Origin of the sequence: Drancourtella massiliensis (assembly GCF_016900655.1) — a bacterium.
Classification (GTDB): Bacteria; Bacillota; Clostridia; order Lachnospirales; family Lachnospiraceae; genus Sellimonas; species Sellimonas catena.
In genome coordinates this window covers 50,622-63,215 of sequence record NZ_JACJKH010000006.1, presented here as the reverse complement: position 1 = coordinate 63,215, position 12,594 = coordinate 50,622, and the positions used below count along the sequence as shown (strand labels likewise).

The 12,594-nt window shown below is 47.4% G+C and carries 18 protein-coding genes; 1 reads left to right on the top strand and 17 read right to left on the bottom strand.

Annotated features, from left to right (window positions below):
* Position 1 precedes the first annotated feature (1 nt).
* From H6A32_RS04730 to H6A32_RS04660, 15 genes are all read right to left on the bottom strand, one after another.
* On the bottom strand, positions 2 to 895 hold the full coding sequence (locus tag H6A32_RS04730) for a mechanosensitive ion channel family protein (protein WP_087167837.1): 894 nt from the start codon (positions 893 to 895) through the stop codon (positions 2 to 4).
* Positions 877 to 1,770 (bottom strand): peptidoglycan editing factor PgeF, encoded by an 894-nt coding sequence (pgeF, locus tag H6A32_RS04725; protein WP_118636298.1) that lies wholly within the window; start codon positions 1,768 to 1,770, stop codon positions 877 to 879. Before pgeF ends, H6A32_RS04730 begins: the two co-directional genes overlap by 19 nt.
* Before the next feature lie 13 nt (positions 1,771 to 1,783).
* Positions 1,784 to 2,134 carry a YraN family protein gene (locus tag H6A32_RS04720; RefSeq protein WP_087252336.1) on the bottom strand — a complete coding sequence of 117 codons (351 nt, stop codon included), beginning with the start codon at positions 2,132 to 2,134 and terminating at the stop codon, positions 1,784 to 1,786.
* Between the two features lie 13 nt (positions 2,135 to 2,147).
* Positions 2,148 to 2,927, bottom strand: coding sequence for a ribonuclease HII (locus H6A32_RS04715; RefSeq protein ID WP_346342243.1), 780 nt, complete (start codon positions 2,925 to 2,927; stop codon positions 2,148 to 2,150).
* On the bottom strand, positions 2,899 to 3,468 hold the full coding sequence (gene lepB, locus H6A32_RS04710; RefSeq protein ID WP_204863850.1) for a signal peptidase I: 570 nt from the start codon (positions 3,466 to 3,468) through the stop codon (positions 2,899 to 2,901). Before lepB (H6A32_RS04710) ends, H6A32_RS04715 begins: the two co-directional genes overlap by 29 nt.
* A gap of 12 nt (positions 3,469 to 3,480) precedes the next feature.
* A complete protein-coding gene (ylqF, locus tag H6A32_RS04705; RefSeq protein WP_204863849.1) occupies positions 3,481 to 4,332 on the bottom strand; it encodes a ribosome biogenesis GTPase YlqF in 852 nt (283 codons plus the stop codon).
* Between the two features lie 16 nt (positions 4,333 to 4,348).
* The gene (gene lepB / locus H6A32_RS04700) at positions 4,349 to 4,921 is read right to left on the bottom strand and encodes a signal peptidase I (RefSeq protein ID WP_087252400.1); all 573 of its coding nucleotides are present in this window, start codon (positions 4,919 to 4,921) and stop codon (positions 4,349 to 4,351) included.
* A gap of 69 nt (positions 4,922 to 4,990) precedes the next feature.
* A complete protein-coding gene (gene rplS, locus H6A32_RS04695) occupies positions 4,991 to 5,338 on the bottom strand; it encodes a 50S ribosomal protein L19 (protein WP_087167831.1) in 348 nt (115 codons plus the stop codon).
* 102 nt (positions 5,339 to 5,440) lie between these two features.
* On the bottom strand, positions 5,441 to 6,199 hold the full coding sequence (trmD, locus tag H6A32_RS04690; protein ID WP_191426742.1) for a tRNA (guanosine(37)-N1)-methyltransferase TrmD: 759 nt from the start codon (positions 6,197 to 6,199) through the stop codon (positions 5,441 to 5,443).
* A 16-nt stretch (positions 6,200 to 6,215) separates the two neighbouring features.
* Entirely contained in the window at positions 6,216 to 6,725 is a 510-nt protein-coding gene (gene rimM, locus H6A32_RS04685) for a ribosome maturation factor RimM (RefSeq protein WP_087167929.1), read from the bottom strand.
* A gap of 93 nt (positions 6,726 to 6,818) precedes the next feature.
* The gene (locus tag H6A32_RS04680; protein ID WP_087167829.1) at positions 6,819 to 7,046 is read right to left on the bottom strand and encodes a KH domain-containing protein; all 228 of its coding nucleotides are present in this window, start codon (positions 7,044 to 7,046) and stop codon (positions 6,819 to 6,821) included.
* A 24-nt stretch (positions 7,047 to 7,070) separates the two neighbouring features.
* Positions 7,071 to 7,316 carry a 30S ribosomal protein S16 gene (gene rpsP, locus H6A32_RS04675; RefSeq protein WP_087167828.1) on the bottom strand — a complete coding sequence of 82 codons (246 nt, stop codon included), beginning with the start codon at positions 7,314 to 7,316 and terminating at the stop codon, positions 7,071 to 7,073.
* Positions 7,317 to 7,355: 39 nt separating this feature from the next.
* Positions 7,356 to 8,720: a signal recognition particle protein gene (gene ffh / locus H6A32_RS04670; RefSeq protein ID WP_087167827.1), complete on the bottom strand. Its 1,365-nt coding sequence runs from the start codon at positions 8,718 to 8,720 to the stop codon at positions 7,356 to 7,358.
* A gap of 1 nt (position 8,721) precedes the next feature.
* Positions 8,722 to 9,066 carry a YlxM family DNA-binding protein gene (ylxM, locus tag H6A32_RS04665; RefSeq protein ID WP_182466514.1) on the bottom strand — a complete coding sequence of 115 codons (345 nt, stop codon included), beginning with the start codon at positions 9,064 to 9,066 and terminating at the stop codon, positions 8,722 to 8,724.
* A gap of 75 nt (positions 9,067 to 9,141) precedes the next feature.
* The gene (locus H6A32_RS04660; RefSeq protein ID WP_087167825.1) at positions 9,142 to 10,062 is read right to left on the bottom strand and encodes a S8 family peptidase; all 921 of its coding nucleotides are present in this window, start codon (positions 10,060 to 10,062) and stop codon (positions 9,142 to 9,144) included.
* A gap of 153 nt (positions 10,063 to 10,215) precedes the next feature.
* Between H6A32_RS04660 and H6A32_RS04655 the strand changes: the two genes are divergently transcribed.
* Positions 10,216 to 10,446, top strand: a complete 231-nt coding sequence (locus H6A32_RS04655) for a chorion class high-cysteine HCB protein 13 (protein ID WP_087252332.1) — start codon at positions 10,216 to 10,218, stop codon at positions 10,444 to 10,446.
* A gap of 54 nt (positions 10,447 to 10,500) precedes the next feature.
* Here H6A32_RS04655 and H6A32_RS04650 read toward each other — a convergent pair whose 3' ends face one another.
* A complete protein-coding gene (locus H6A32_RS04650) occupies positions 10,501 to 11,442 on the bottom strand; it encodes a TIGR03943 family putative permease subunit (protein ID WP_191426740.1) in 942 nt (313 codons plus the stop codon).
* Between the two features lie 15 nt (positions 11,443 to 11,457).
* Positions 11,458 to 12,525, bottom strand: a complete 1,068-nt coding sequence (locus H6A32_RS04645; RefSeq protein WP_204863848.1) for a GTP-binding protein — start codon at positions 12,523 to 12,525, stop codon at positions 11,458 to 11,460.
* Between the last annotated feature and the right edge of the window lie 69 nt (positions 12,526 to 12,594).

Here is a 12,594-nt window from a genome sequence, read left to right as displayed (position 1 = left end):
GTCATTCTTTCATGACAATTTCCATCTTTTGTCCGGCAAAGCGGATTCCCGCTTCGTCAAGTGCAAGTTTCGTCTTTTCCATGATACTCGCCCGTATATCCCAGTATACATCGGATTTCAGCCATAGTCTTACGCAAAGTCTCACGTAACTTTCTGCCAGATCATCCACAAAAACCGTATGCTCTTTATCCTTGATTACTTCCGGCTCCTGCTCCATTACATGCCGGATAATCTTCTGAGCAGACTGCAGATCCTCATCGTATCCGATTCTGACATAAAAATCCAGCCGTCGAAGATCCATCGCTGTTACATTGGTCAGACTGTTGTTTGATAAACTTCCGTTTGGTATAACGATCGTCTTGTTGTCAACAGTGGAAAGCTTTGTGTAGAAAATCTGAATCTCTTTAACAGTTCCTTCCAGATTATCCGTATGCTCAATAATATAGTCTCCTACTGTAAATGGTCTCAGAAGAAGAATCAGCACTCCTCCGGCGAAGTTTGACAAGCTTCCCTGTAACGCAAGACCGATTGCCACACCTCCGGAAGCAAGAAGCGCTGCTACCGAAGAAGTATCCACTCCAAAACGCACAACAATTGTTAAAATCAGTATTGCATACAGCCCCGTCTTAAGACAGGAATCCACAAACTGCTCTACCCCTTTGTCTGCATTGGACCGTTCGATGGAAGCGCGGACGAGTTTCCGTACCCAGTTGATCAAAACCCTTCCGATCGCAAAAAAGATCAGCGCAAAGATCACACCGATTCCGAATTCAATGACCTTTGGCAGATTTTCATTCAAGAAATTGACAGCAAAGTTTGTCTGTGTCTCAACTTCCTGCTGAATATTTTCGGTTACCCTCTCTGTTACATTTTCTGTCAGAAGTGTGTAATACATGGTGGTTGATTTCCCTCCTGTGTTTCTTTCAGGGCAAGAAAGGCGGCAAGACTCCCCCGTCTGCCGCCGGACGCCCTGTGTGAATATAATAGCTCCGGATTACAGTTCGTACAGATATTCGTCACCGCAATGTGTTCCGTCAAAATGCCGGCCTCGGCAAAGACCGCTTCATTTGCTTTCCAGAGGTTAAGCTGATATTTCCCGTCCGGTTTTTCGTAGAACAGTGTTTCCCAAAGCCTGGGAGAAAAAGACTCCCGGAACGCATCAATGACATCTCCGCTCACTTCATAGCATGACTGGCAGATGGACGGGCCGATACATGCCAGAGTATCCTCCGGGCGGCTTCCATAGACTTCCTGCATCTTCTTCACCGTTTCCAGGCCGATTTTTGCCACAGTCCCGCGCCACCCGGAATGGGACAGACCGATCACCTTCCTGACCGGATCCAGAAAAAACAGCGGAACACAGTCTGCATAAAATGTCACAAGGCAGAGTCCCGGCACATCGGTGACAAGGCCGTCAACATTATCGTAATCTACCGGACAGACAATTCCTTTTCCACGATCCTCCTCTGTGACAATACGGACATTGGACGTATGTGTCTGTCTGGAAAAGACCATGTCAGAAGTCCGGACGCCGATTGCAGCGCCGAACCGTTCAAAATTCTCCCGGACAGATGCATCTTCATCGCCCCTTGTGAAGCTCAGGTTCATGCTCTCATAGATTCCGGTACTCACTCCGCCCATGCGGGTGGAGAATCCATGATGTACCAGACCGCTCTGCTCAAGAAGCGGAAACGACAGATACGGAACGTCTCCTGCTCCGGTGCGGCACACAATATCATTCTGATTGTTTGTTGTTTTCCATGTTTTCATAATCTGTTACCTGTTATTCCTGAAATTCAAATGCATGTTCAAAGTGCGTGATCTCCTCTCCAAGGACGGCAATCACATCAAAGCGGACCGGGCTCTCCAAAAGCCCATGGGTTGTAAGATAGTAAAGTGCAGCCCTGCAGATCCGCCGCTGCTTTCTCTGGTCAACCGCTTCCTCCGGCCGTCCAAGAGACGTGCTGCTCCGGTATTTGACCTCTGCGAAAACGATACAGTCCCCTTCCTTCGCAATCAGATCAATCTCCCCGGCACGGCAGCGGAAATTCCGTTCCAGAATCTGAAAGCCTTTTCTCTCCAGAAAGGCTGCCGCAAGATGTTCCGCAGCATTTCCTTTGTCTTTCTGATTCATCCGGCATCCTCCGTTACACAAAGTGTGTGATAAATGTGCTTCTGTGAATCGGGGACGGTCCATATGTTTTCAGTGCCTCGATGTGGTCTTTGGATCCATACCCTTTATTGGACGCGAATCCATATTCCGGAAGTACTTTGTCGTATTCCACCATCAGCCGGTCTCTTGTCACTTTTGCAATAACACTGGCACAGGCGATGGAAATGCTTTTCGCATCTCCTTTGATAATCGGGACCTGTGGAATCAGGACATCCGGAATCGTGACCGCATCATTGAGCAGCAGATCCGGCCGGACCGTCAGCTTACTCACTGCTTCCCTCATTGCCTCATAAGTCGCCTGCAGAATATTGATTTCGTCAATTCTCTGCGGTCCCGCCATCCCGATTCCTACTGCAATCGCTTTTTCCATGATCTCGCCATAAAGCTCTTCCCGCTTTTTGGCCGAAAGTTTCTTTGAATCATTGATATAGAGGATTTGGCAGTCCTTTGGCAGGATCACTGCCGCCGCTACCACCGGGCCGGCAAGCGGCCCTCTCCCCACTTCGTCAATCCCACAGATATAATCATAGGACTGATATTTCTTTTCGTACCGGCACATTTCCTCCAGACGTATCAGCTCCTGCTTTCTGGCCTCCTCCTGCTTCCGAAAAGAGTGAAGCAGTTTCTGAACGCCGGAACGGGAATCACCTTCGTATTCCGAATAAAGCGCATTCCAGCTCTCCACAGGGGTTCGCCCGAACTCTTCTTTTATTTCTTTGATTGTTTTACTCATGTACAACAAACCCCATTTCATCAAACGGATAAATCCGGATCCAGGCTCTTCCGATCAGATCCTCCCTTTTCAGTACTCCGACACTGGCGTCCCGGCTGTCCGAGCTGTGGTTCCGGTTATCGCCCAGGACAAAATATTCATCGTCGCCAAGCTGAATCGGCTCCGCGGCAATTCCGGCATCCTCCATCGGCTCTGCCCCGTAGTCTTCTCCGAGCAGTTCCCCGTCAATATAGACTTCCCCGTCTTTCACCTGGACCGTCTCTCCCGGCAGGCCGATAATCCGTTTGATATAATATGTATTCTCTTCATATTTGTACGGAAAAACGATGATTTCATAACGTTTCGGATCACGGAAACGGTACGACAGCTTATCTACAATCAGGTTGTTTCCGTCATGAAGTGTCGGCTCCATGGACCGGCCGTCTACTACAGTGCGTACTCCGACAAATGTGATAATCAGCCAGGAAAGCAGCAGGACAATGCCAATATAGATGATCCAGTCCATCACTTCCCTCGCAGCTGATTTCCTTTTCCCCTTTTCTTCTTTATCCTCTTGTTTCATCTTTGTCTCCCCTTATTCGTAATCCTCCGGAATTTCCAGCGTCAGCCTTCCAAGCTTTCCGCTTCGGAAATCATCCATAAATAATACAGCCGCTTTCTCTAAGTCAAGCTCTCCTCCCTTTGTCAGGCAGTGTTTCTTTTCTGCGATCAAACGCAGTGTTTCGTACGGATCCCGGCTTTCCTCTATCTCGTAATGTTCTTCCGTCAGATTCGGGTATCTGCCCTGCAAACGCCGGATCAGCTCTGCAGCAAGCTCTTCTGTATTTAAAATCTCATCTTTGATTGATCCAATGAAAGCCAGCTTCATCCCGACTTCCTGATCCTCAAACTTCGGCCAGAGAATTCCCGGTGTGTCCAGAAGCTCCACCTGCTTATTCAGACGGATCCACTGTTTCCCCTTTGTCACACCCGGCTTGTTTCCGGTCTTGGTGCAGGCCTTTCCAGCCAGGGAATTGATAAAGGTCGACTTTCCTACATTCGGAATTCCGACTACCATGGCACGGACCGGTCTGTTCAAAATACCGCGTCTTCTGTCACGTTCGATTTTCTCCCTGCAGGCTTCCTGAATCACCCCGTTGATGGATTTGATCCCTGCTCCGCTTCTGGAATTCACCTTCACAACGGAAAAGCCCTTATCTTTGAAATACTTCTCCCATTTTTCGTTGCATCCTTCCGATGCCAGATCTGACTTGTTCAGAAGGATCAGTCTTGCTTTCTGTTTTCCAAGTTCATCGATGTCCGGGTTCCGGCTGCTGACCGGAACTCTCGCATCCACAAGTTCGATAATCAGGTCAATCAGTTTGATATTTTCCTGCATCATTCTTTTCGCTTTGGTCATATGACCCGGGTACCATTGAAAATGCATAGGTGCCTCCTTTTATCTATATAAATCCAAAATTTCCTTTTGTCGAAAGAACAAACCATGCTTTGCCTTCGATCTCGGAACGTTTTACATTCCCGATATCTGCCATTCTGCTGTCTTCACTGTTCCTGCGGTTATCGCCCAGAACAAAATACTCATCTCCGTCCAGAGTGATCTCCTCCGAAGCGGTTCCGGCATCCTCAATGGCAGTTGTTTCGTACTTTTCTTCCAGCTTCTCGCCGTCAATATAGATTTCCCCGTCCTTGATCTGAACAGTCTCTCCGGGAAGTCCGATAATCCGCTTGATATAGGATCGGGCGTTTTCATTGCCGTTTGGCTTGAATACAATAATATCGCCGCGTTTTGGCTTGCTTGCGTCATAAATCATTCGGTTTACCAGAACGATATCCCCGTCCAGCACTGCCGGACGCATGGAATCTCCTGAATTTTTTACCTGTCTTCCAAAATAAAACACAATGACAAGTGCCAGCAGGCATACAAGAATAATTTTAAATGCCCAGATTCCGACAGTACGGATCAGGTCATAATCAATCTGCTTTTTTTCTTTTCCAAACTGTATTCTTTTCTTCATGTAACATACCTGTTTATTTAACACAAAAGGGGCAATCATACATGAATGTACCTTGCCCCTTCCCATGTCCTATTTAACTAATTCTTTGACCTTTGCTCTCTTACCTACACGGCCTCTTAAGTAGTTAAGTTTTGCTCTTCTGACTTTACCTCTTCTTACTACCTCTACCCTTTCTACGTTTGGAGAGTGCAGCGGCCATGTCTTCTCAACGCCCACACCGTTGGAGAATTTTCTTACTGTGAAAGTTTCTCTTGTGCTTCCGCCCTGTTTCTTTAATACAGTTCCTTCAAACACCTGGATTCTTTCACGGTTTCCTTCTTTGATTTTACCGTAAACTTTTACAGTGTCTCCCACGTTAAACTGTGGTACGTTTTCTTTGAGCTGTTCTGCTTCAATCTTTCTGATGATTTCGTTCATTGTGTGACCTCCTTGATTCTTTTGACGTTCTTAATACTTGATATACCGTATCAGAGGACCATCTCTTTCTTCTCACAACAGTCCTAGTGTATCATATAGTCTTTAGGATTGCAAGCTGTTTTTTCTATATTCTTCGAGGAATTTCTGCTCTTTTTCCGTAAGTTCTGCTTTTTCAAGCAGATCCGGCCTGTTTTCAGCAGTCCGGATAATTGACTGTTCCCTTCTCCACTTTTCAATGTTCGCATGATGACCGGAAAGAAGTATCGGCGGCACCTGTTTTCCGTGCCACGTCTCCGGCCTGGAATACTGCGGGTATTCCAGAAGGTGATCCTGAAAACTCTCAAACTCTGCCGAAACATCATTGTGAAGGACTCCAGGTACCAGCCTTGCTATTGCGTCTATCATGACCATGGCCGCGAGTTCTCCTCCTGTCAGGACATAGTCTCCGATGGAGACATAATCTGTCACAATCTCTTCCAGTACTCTCTCGTCAATCCCTTCATAGTGGCCGCAAAGCAGGATCAATTCATCCTCTTTCGCGAATTCTTCCGCCATTTCCTGGTTAAAGGTCCTGCCCTGTGGAGACAGGTAGACAAGCCTCGGTCTTTTTCCTTCCTTTGATGCCTTTGTCTTCTGACAGACGGCCTCATAGCACTGAAAAACCGGCTCTGCCTGCATCAGCATTCCTGCTCCGCCTCCATATGGATAATCATCCACGCTCTGATGCTTGTTAAATGCGTAATCCCGGATATTGACCGCGTCAATGGATAACAGACCTTTTGCCTCGGCACGTCCGATGATACTGGTCTTCAATCCCTGTTCTACCATATCCGGAAACAATGTCATAATGTGAAAATTCATCTGTGTTTCCTTCCTGTTACTGGATCAGTCCCTTCATCAGATGAATCTTCATCTGCCTCTTTTCCGGATCCACATCCAAAATACATTCGCGGATGGCCGGAATCAGAACTTCTCCCTGCTTTTCTGTCTGAATGATGTAAACATCATTTGCGCCTGTTTCCATGACATCGCTCAGGCGTCCGAAACAGGAACCGTCCTCCGTCACTACATCCATGCCGATCAGGTCGGCAATGTAGTATTCGTTTTCATCAAGCGGCACGGCGTCTTCTCTTGCAACGAGAAGCGGGCGGCCTTTATAGCGCTCGATATCATTTATATTATCGATTCCTCTGAACTTCAGAATGACCATCTGTTTAAAATAACGGACATTCTCAATCTCCAGCGTCATCTGTTCTTTTCCTGTATCCAGTATGACTTCTTTCAGCTCCTGAAAGCGTGTCTTCTCATCCGTGGTAGGAAAGACCTTTACTTCACCTCTGATTCCGTGTGTGCTTGAAATCACTCCCACCTGCAGAAACTGTTCCATACGCTTCTCCTTCTCTATAAAAATGAAGAACAGTCCCGCACATGCCCGGCATGGCAGCCTGTTCTTGCTTTTGCAGTCCGCAGACATCACTGCTTAAGTGATATCTACGACTACCTTTTTGTCTTCTTTTGCGGCGGCAGCCTTTACAACAGAACGAATTGCTTTCGCAATACGCCCCTGTTTGCCGATCACCTTACCCATATCGCCTTCTGCCACATGAACTTCGATGACCGTAGTCCTGCCTTCCACCTTTTCCGTAACTACTACCTGATCCGGTTCATCAACCAGAGCTTTCGCAATTACTTCTACTAATTCTTTCATATGCAGGCACCTCCGACGTCTGGACTATTTTTCGATACCAGCTGCTTTAAAAATCTTGCTTACAACTTCTGTCGGCTGTGCTCCGTTGTTTAACCATTTCTTTGCTGCTTCTTCGTCTACCTTGAAAACGCTCGGATCTTTTGTCGGATCGTAAGTACCGATTTCCTCGATGAACTTACCGTCTCTTGGGGAACGGGAATCAGCTACGATGATTCTATAGAAAGGAGCTTTTTTCTGTCCCATTCTTCTTAATCTGATTTTTACTGCCATTTGTTTCACCTCCACTATACTGTTTCTCTTTTATTTATGTTAAAAAGGTAATTTGAATTTTCCCTTTTTACCACCTTTGCCGCCCATCATTCCAGGCATCTGCTTCATCATCTTTTTCATCTGTTCAAACTGCTTGCACAGCTTGTTCACTTCCGAGATGTCCACTCCGGCGCCTTTTGCAATCCGGTGCTTTCTGGAAGGTGTCAGGATATCCGGATTTCTCCGCTCCTTGACTGTCATCGAGTAGATGATAGCCTCCATCCGCTCCATCTTCTTTTGCGCATCATCGGAATCAATGTCAGGCATCTTACCTTTCTTTCCCATCATGCCGCCGATTCCCGGAAGCATGCCGAGGATATTTCCAAGGCCTCCCATGTTTCTCATCTGCTTCATGGACTCCAGATAATCTTCAAAGTCAAACTGGGCCTTCCGAAGCTTCTGTGACATCTCTTTTGCCTTGTCCTCGTCAATGTCAGCCTCCGCTTTTTCAATCAGAGTGAGGATATCACCCATACCAAGGATTCTGGATGCCATCCGGTCCGGATAAAACTGCTCCAGATCGGAGAGCTTCTCACCCATACCAACATACAGGATCGGGCACCCTGTCACGGCTTTGATGGAAAGTGCGGCACCGCCTCTTGTATCACCGTCAAGCTTTGTGACAATGACACCGTCTATTCCAATCTTATCGTTGAATTCCTTTGCAACATTGACCGCATCCTGACCAGTCATGGCATCCACCACAAGAATCGTCTGGTGTACGGTCACTGCCTCTTTAATCTCCTGGAGTTCTTCCATCATATCTTCATCAATGTGAAGACGTCCGGCCGTATCCAGGATTACAATGTTGTTTCCGTTCTTCGCCGCATGCTCCATGGCCGCTTTGGCGATATTTGCAGGTTTATGTTTCTCTCCCATGGAAAATACTTCTACACCCTGCTTCTCCCCGTTAATCTGAAGCTGCTGGATCGCCGCCGGACGGTAAACGTCACAGGCAACCAGAAGCGGTTTCTTGCCTTTGAGCTTGAACTTCCCTGCAAGCTTTGCGGTAGTGGTCGTCTTACCGGCTCCCTGTAACCCTGCCATCATGATGACGGTCGTTGCTTTCCCAGGTTCCAGCTTGATCTCCGTAGTCTCAGACCCCATCAAAGAGACAAGTTCTTCGTTTACGATCTTGATTACCATCTGTCCAGGATTCAGTCCATTCATAACATCCTGTCCGACCGCGCGTTCCTGCACGTTTTTGATAAAGCTCTTTACAACTTTGAAGTTTACATCGGCTTCCAGGAGAGCCATCTTGACTTCTCTGAGGGCCGCCTTTACATCCTCTTCTGTCAGCCGTCCCTTGCTTCGCAGATTCCGGAATACATTCTGAAGTTTCTCTGTTAAGCTGTCAAATGCCATTCTATAACTCCTCTATGATTTCATCTGAAATCTGCCGGATCTCGCGGATCAGAGTCTCTTTCTCCTTTTCCTGCCAGGTGTCCAGCAGACGGTCAATCTGATGTACCTTCTCTTTTACTGTAAGAAACTTCCGGATCAGGTGGAGCTTCTCCTCATACCCCTCCAGCGTCTTTTCGCACCGACGGATCGTATCGTGGACCCCCTGCCTGCTGATGCCTCTCTCTTCGGCAATCTCACCGAGGGAAAGATCCTCCAGCATAAACTGTTCATATATTTCTTTCTGGTTTGCTGTCAGCAGTTCGCCGTAAAAATCATACAGCAGAGCACGCATTACGATTTCATCCATGTTTCTCACCTGTGACATCATACTATAAATAAAATGCGGTGTCAAGAGGAAATGCTTGACACCATAAAAAATTTTTTACAGCTTTGGATTGAGCAGTTTTTCGATGTTTAACAGCCCTCTTCCCTGAATGTTTGCATCCTTTCCCATGTCATCCGCGCTCATCAGAAGACGAAGCTTGACTTCCACATTTTTCATGTCCGGATATTTGCTCAAAAGAAGCGCTGCTGCCCCGGATACAATGGGAGCGGACATGGAGGTGCCGCTTTTTACCGAATACATCTTCTGATTCTTTTTCTGTCCGAATCCGTTGCAGGAACGGATATAGGATCCGGGGGCTACCAGATCCGGCTTGCAGACGCACTCGAATGTCGGTCCTCTGCCGGAGTAATTCGTCCCGACTTTTCCAAACCGGTCTTTTTGCTCTCCGTCATCGGACGCTCCGACTGTGATCACTTTTTTGCTGACACCGGGAATCGTTACGGTTCCACTCCTGGGGCCGAAATTTCCGGCCGCCGTAACAACTACAAGGCCCTCATCCCACATCCGGTCCACCCAGCGCAGAAGCTCCGCCTCTTCCTCGTCTCCACGGTGGGGAAGGGTTCCGATCGAAATGTTCACGATCCGGATCGCCCATTTTTCCCGGTTTTTCAGGATCGCCCGGATGCCTTCTATCAGATGCCGGATCTTTCCTTCCCCTTTCTGATCCAGCACCTTAACGGCCACAATCCGGGAAGCCGGAGCGATGCCTGCATACACTCCGGACGACATTTTCCCTGATCCTGCAATGATGCCTGCCACATGAGTGCCATGAGAATTATCGTCATACATCCGCCTTTTTCCATGCAGCATATCACCAAATGCGACAATCCGTCCCTCCAGGTCCGGGTGCGGTGAGATACCGGTATCCAGCACCGCCGTCGTGATCCCGTGCCCGTCGATATGACCAAAGAGTGTATCGTCACAAAAATAATGAACATTTTCCTTAACCCGTCTCACGCAAAAAACTCCTTTTCTTTCATCCTATTCAAGAAAAAACCTCTGTGTGAGCGCCTTATATTTTCTCTTTGGAAATATTTTGAAATCAAGGAAACACTTACAAGCCCTGCTACATAGTATAACATTGTAAATAACAAATATGGAGGCAAAAATATGAGTGACTTAAGTGCAACAAACTGTGGATGCGGATGCGAATCTTCTTCTGGTTTCGGAGGTAATTCCTGCCTGTGGATCATCCTTCTTCTGTGCTGCTGCGGCGGATGCGGAGGAAACGGAAGAAGCGGTTTTGGCGGCGGATGTGACAACTGCCTGTGGATTATCCTTCTGCTCTGCTGCTGCGGCGGATTTGGCGGAAACGGATATAATGACAACGGCTGCTGCTAGTGCCTGCTGACAAAAAGGGGAGGCGGGGTAAAACATCCCGCCTCCTCTTTTCTTCTAATCAAATGTTACCACATCATTGGCCGGTTTCTTTGCCGGAAGAACCTCTTCCAGGTAAAGAACCGGTCCTTTTTCCTTGTACTGCTTCATATATTCATACCGGAACGAAACCGTTACAAATACCCAGTCTCTGTTCTGATAGGGAATCTCCTCTTTACATTTACAAAGATACCCAAGAAATGTAATGTCCTCCTCGCAGCAGGTCATCACAAAACGGCCCGGCACAAAAAATCCGCCTCCCAGTTTCTTGTTTTTATATACCTGTGCAAGAAACCTGAGCTTTTTGTTTTTGTAATGCTCCGGGTGCTCCATGGCGTCCAGATACCAGATGCCGTAATCGATCTCATCAATCTCGATCACCGGCGCATTCAGATCAAACGGCAGATCCTCCTCTGTATTCTCAACCGGCTCTCCGTCCTCATTTTCAAAAACGATCTGTGCTCTCGGATTCATCACCTTGATGCTTCTGCGGATCCTGGCTTTATCCGTATCGTCCTCTGTCCGGTTGACAATAACCAGATCAGAATAAAGAAGCGGAGCCAGAAACATATTTCTCATATTCAAAAGATACATCTCTGCCGTGCCTGCATCCACAGTAGAGAGTACTGCTCCAATCTCCCATCCCGGCGGAAGCTTCATCTCCAGCATCCGGTTCAGATCCCATGTGCCGTTGAACTCGATCATGACATGATCCGGGCGGTAGTTCAGTTCCAGTCCCTCAAGGAAGAATTCATTAAGTTTTTCCTCCTCGTCTACCACGTATTTGATGATTCCGTTTTTCTTAAGCCACGCTTCGTCGTACTCCTCGTCCCCCTCTTCACAGACAATCAGAAGTGTCTGATTGTAGTCAAGAAAGTCCGGGCTGTGCAGCGCTTCATTAATTAAAGTTGTCTTCCCGCTGTCCAGAAATCCTGTAAAAAGTTCTACTACTGTTTCCATCTGGCACTCTCCTGTCTATACATGCAGTGTCTGCTGAATGTTATCAGTATGGATATCGGTTCCGATCACACAGATCTTTCCGGTATAATCCGCTTTGGTGTCACGGATCTCATATTCTCCCGGCACATAGTCAAACTCCATCCAGCTTCCGTCAGTTCCCTCGACGATTCCCTTTGCTCTTAAAATGGTACCGTATGTTTCTTCATCTGCAAGAGAATCCAGGAACTGTTCAATCTCGGAACGGTCGTATTTCTCTACGGTCTCTGTTCCCCAGCTTGTAAACACATCGTCTGCATGATGATGCCCTTCATGATCGTGGTGGTGATGTTCATGACAGCCGCAATCTTCGTGATCATGGTGGTGCTCATGTCCATGTCCTTCATGGTCATGATGATGCTCATGGCAGCCGCAATCTTCGTGATCATGGTGGCAGCATCCGTCATGATCATGGTGAAGGCATGCTTCATTGAGAAGATCCGTCGGCTTGGAAGTCTGCTCTACCGCATTACGGATCACTTCCCCGTCAAGCTGATCCCATGGTGTTGTGATGACGGCAGCATCCGGGTTTTCTTCCCTGATCAGAGCGACAGCCTCTTTGAGTTTTGAGTCTGTCATGGACTGGGTCCTGCTCAGCACGATCGTTGCGGCATGTTCAATCTGATTGCTGTAAAATTCACCGAAGTTCTTCAGATAGATCTTTACTTTCTTTCCGTCTGCTACTGTGATACAGCTGTTCAGTTCGATTCCGCAGTGTTCCTCTACATTTCTGACCGCTCCTGCCACGTCAGACAGCTTGCCCACACCGGACGGCTCAATGATGATACGGTCCGGATGATACTGATCTACGACTTTTTTCAGCGCTTCGCTGAAATCTCCCACGAGGGTACAACAGATGCAGCCTGAATTCATCTCGGTAATCTCGATCCCGGCATCTTTCAGAAATCCGCCGTCGATTCCGATTTCTCCGAATTCATTTTCTATCAGTACGATCTTTTCCCCCTGAAATACATCCGTCACCAGACGTTTGATAAAGGTGGTCTTTCCGGCTCCGAGGAAGCCGGAGATAATATCTACTTTTGTCATAATGCATCCTTCTTTCTTTTTTCATCGTCTTTTATCATAGCAGTTTTTTGTCTTTTTTAAAAGACTTCT

Coding starts and splice junctions, on each gene's coding strand:
- trmD (WP_191426742.1), bottom strand. CDS start 6,199: ATGAATTTTCACATTATGACATTGTTTCCGGATATGGTAGAACAGGGA.
- pgeF (WP_118636298.1), bottom strand. CDS start 1,770: ATGAAAACATGGAAAACAACAAACAATCAGAATGATATTGTGTGCCGC.
- H6A32_RS04680 (WP_087167829.1), bottom strand. CDS start 7,046: ATGAAAGAATTAGTAGAAGTAATTGCGAAAGCTCTGGTTGATGAACCG.
- rplS (WP_087167831.1), bottom strand. CDS start 5,338: ATGAACGAAATCATCAGAAAGATTGAAGCAGAACAGCTCAAAGAAAAC.
- lepB (WP_204863850.1), bottom strand. CDS start 3,468: ATGAAACAAGAGGATAAAGAAGAAAAGGGGAAAAGGAAATCAGCTGCG.
- H6A32_RS04730 (WP_087167837.1), bottom strand. CDS start 895: ATGTATTACACACTTCTGACAGAAAATGTAACAGAGAGGGTAACCGAA.
- ffh (WP_087167827.1), bottom strand. CDS start 8,720: ATGGCATTTGACAGCTTAACAGAGAAACTTCAGAATGTATTCCGGAAT.
- H6A32_RS04650 (WP_191426740.1), bottom strand. CDS start 11,442: ATGGAAACAGTAGTAGAACTTTTTACAGGATTTCTGGACAGCGGGAAG.
- H6A32_RS04655 (WP_087252332.1), top strand. CDS start 10,216: ATGAGTGACTTAAGTGCAACAAACTGTGGATGCGGATGCGAATCTTCT.
- rimM (WP_087167929.1), bottom strand. CDS start 6,725: ATGGAACAGTTTCTGCAGGTGGGAGTGATTTCAAGCACACACGGAATC.
- ylxM (WP_182466514.1), bottom strand. CDS start 9,066: ATGGATGAAATCGTAATGCGTGCTCTGCTGTATGATTTTTACGGCGAA.
- rpsP (WP_087167828.1), bottom strand. CDS start 7,316: ATGGCAGTAAAAATCAGATTAAGAAGAATGGGACAGAAAAAAGCTCCT.
- H6A32_RS04715 (WP_346342243.1), bottom strand. CDS start 2,927: ATGAAATGGGGTTTGTTGTACATGAGTAAAACAATCAAAGAAATAAAA.
- H6A32_RS04720 (WP_087252336.1), bottom strand. CDS start 2,134: ATGAATCAGAAAGACAAAGGAAATGCTGCGGAACATCTTGCGGCAGCC.
- ylqF (WP_204863849.1), bottom strand. CDS start 4,332: ATGCATTTTCAATGGTACCCGGGTCATATGACCAAAGCGAAAAGAATG.
- H6A32_RS04645 (WP_204863848.1), bottom strand. CDS start 12,525: ATGACAAAAGTAGATATTATCTCCGGCTTCCTCGGAGCCGGAAAGACC.
- lepB (WP_087252400.1), bottom strand. CDS start 4,921: ATGAAGAAAAGAATACAGTTTGGAAAAGAAAAAAAGCAGATTGATTAT.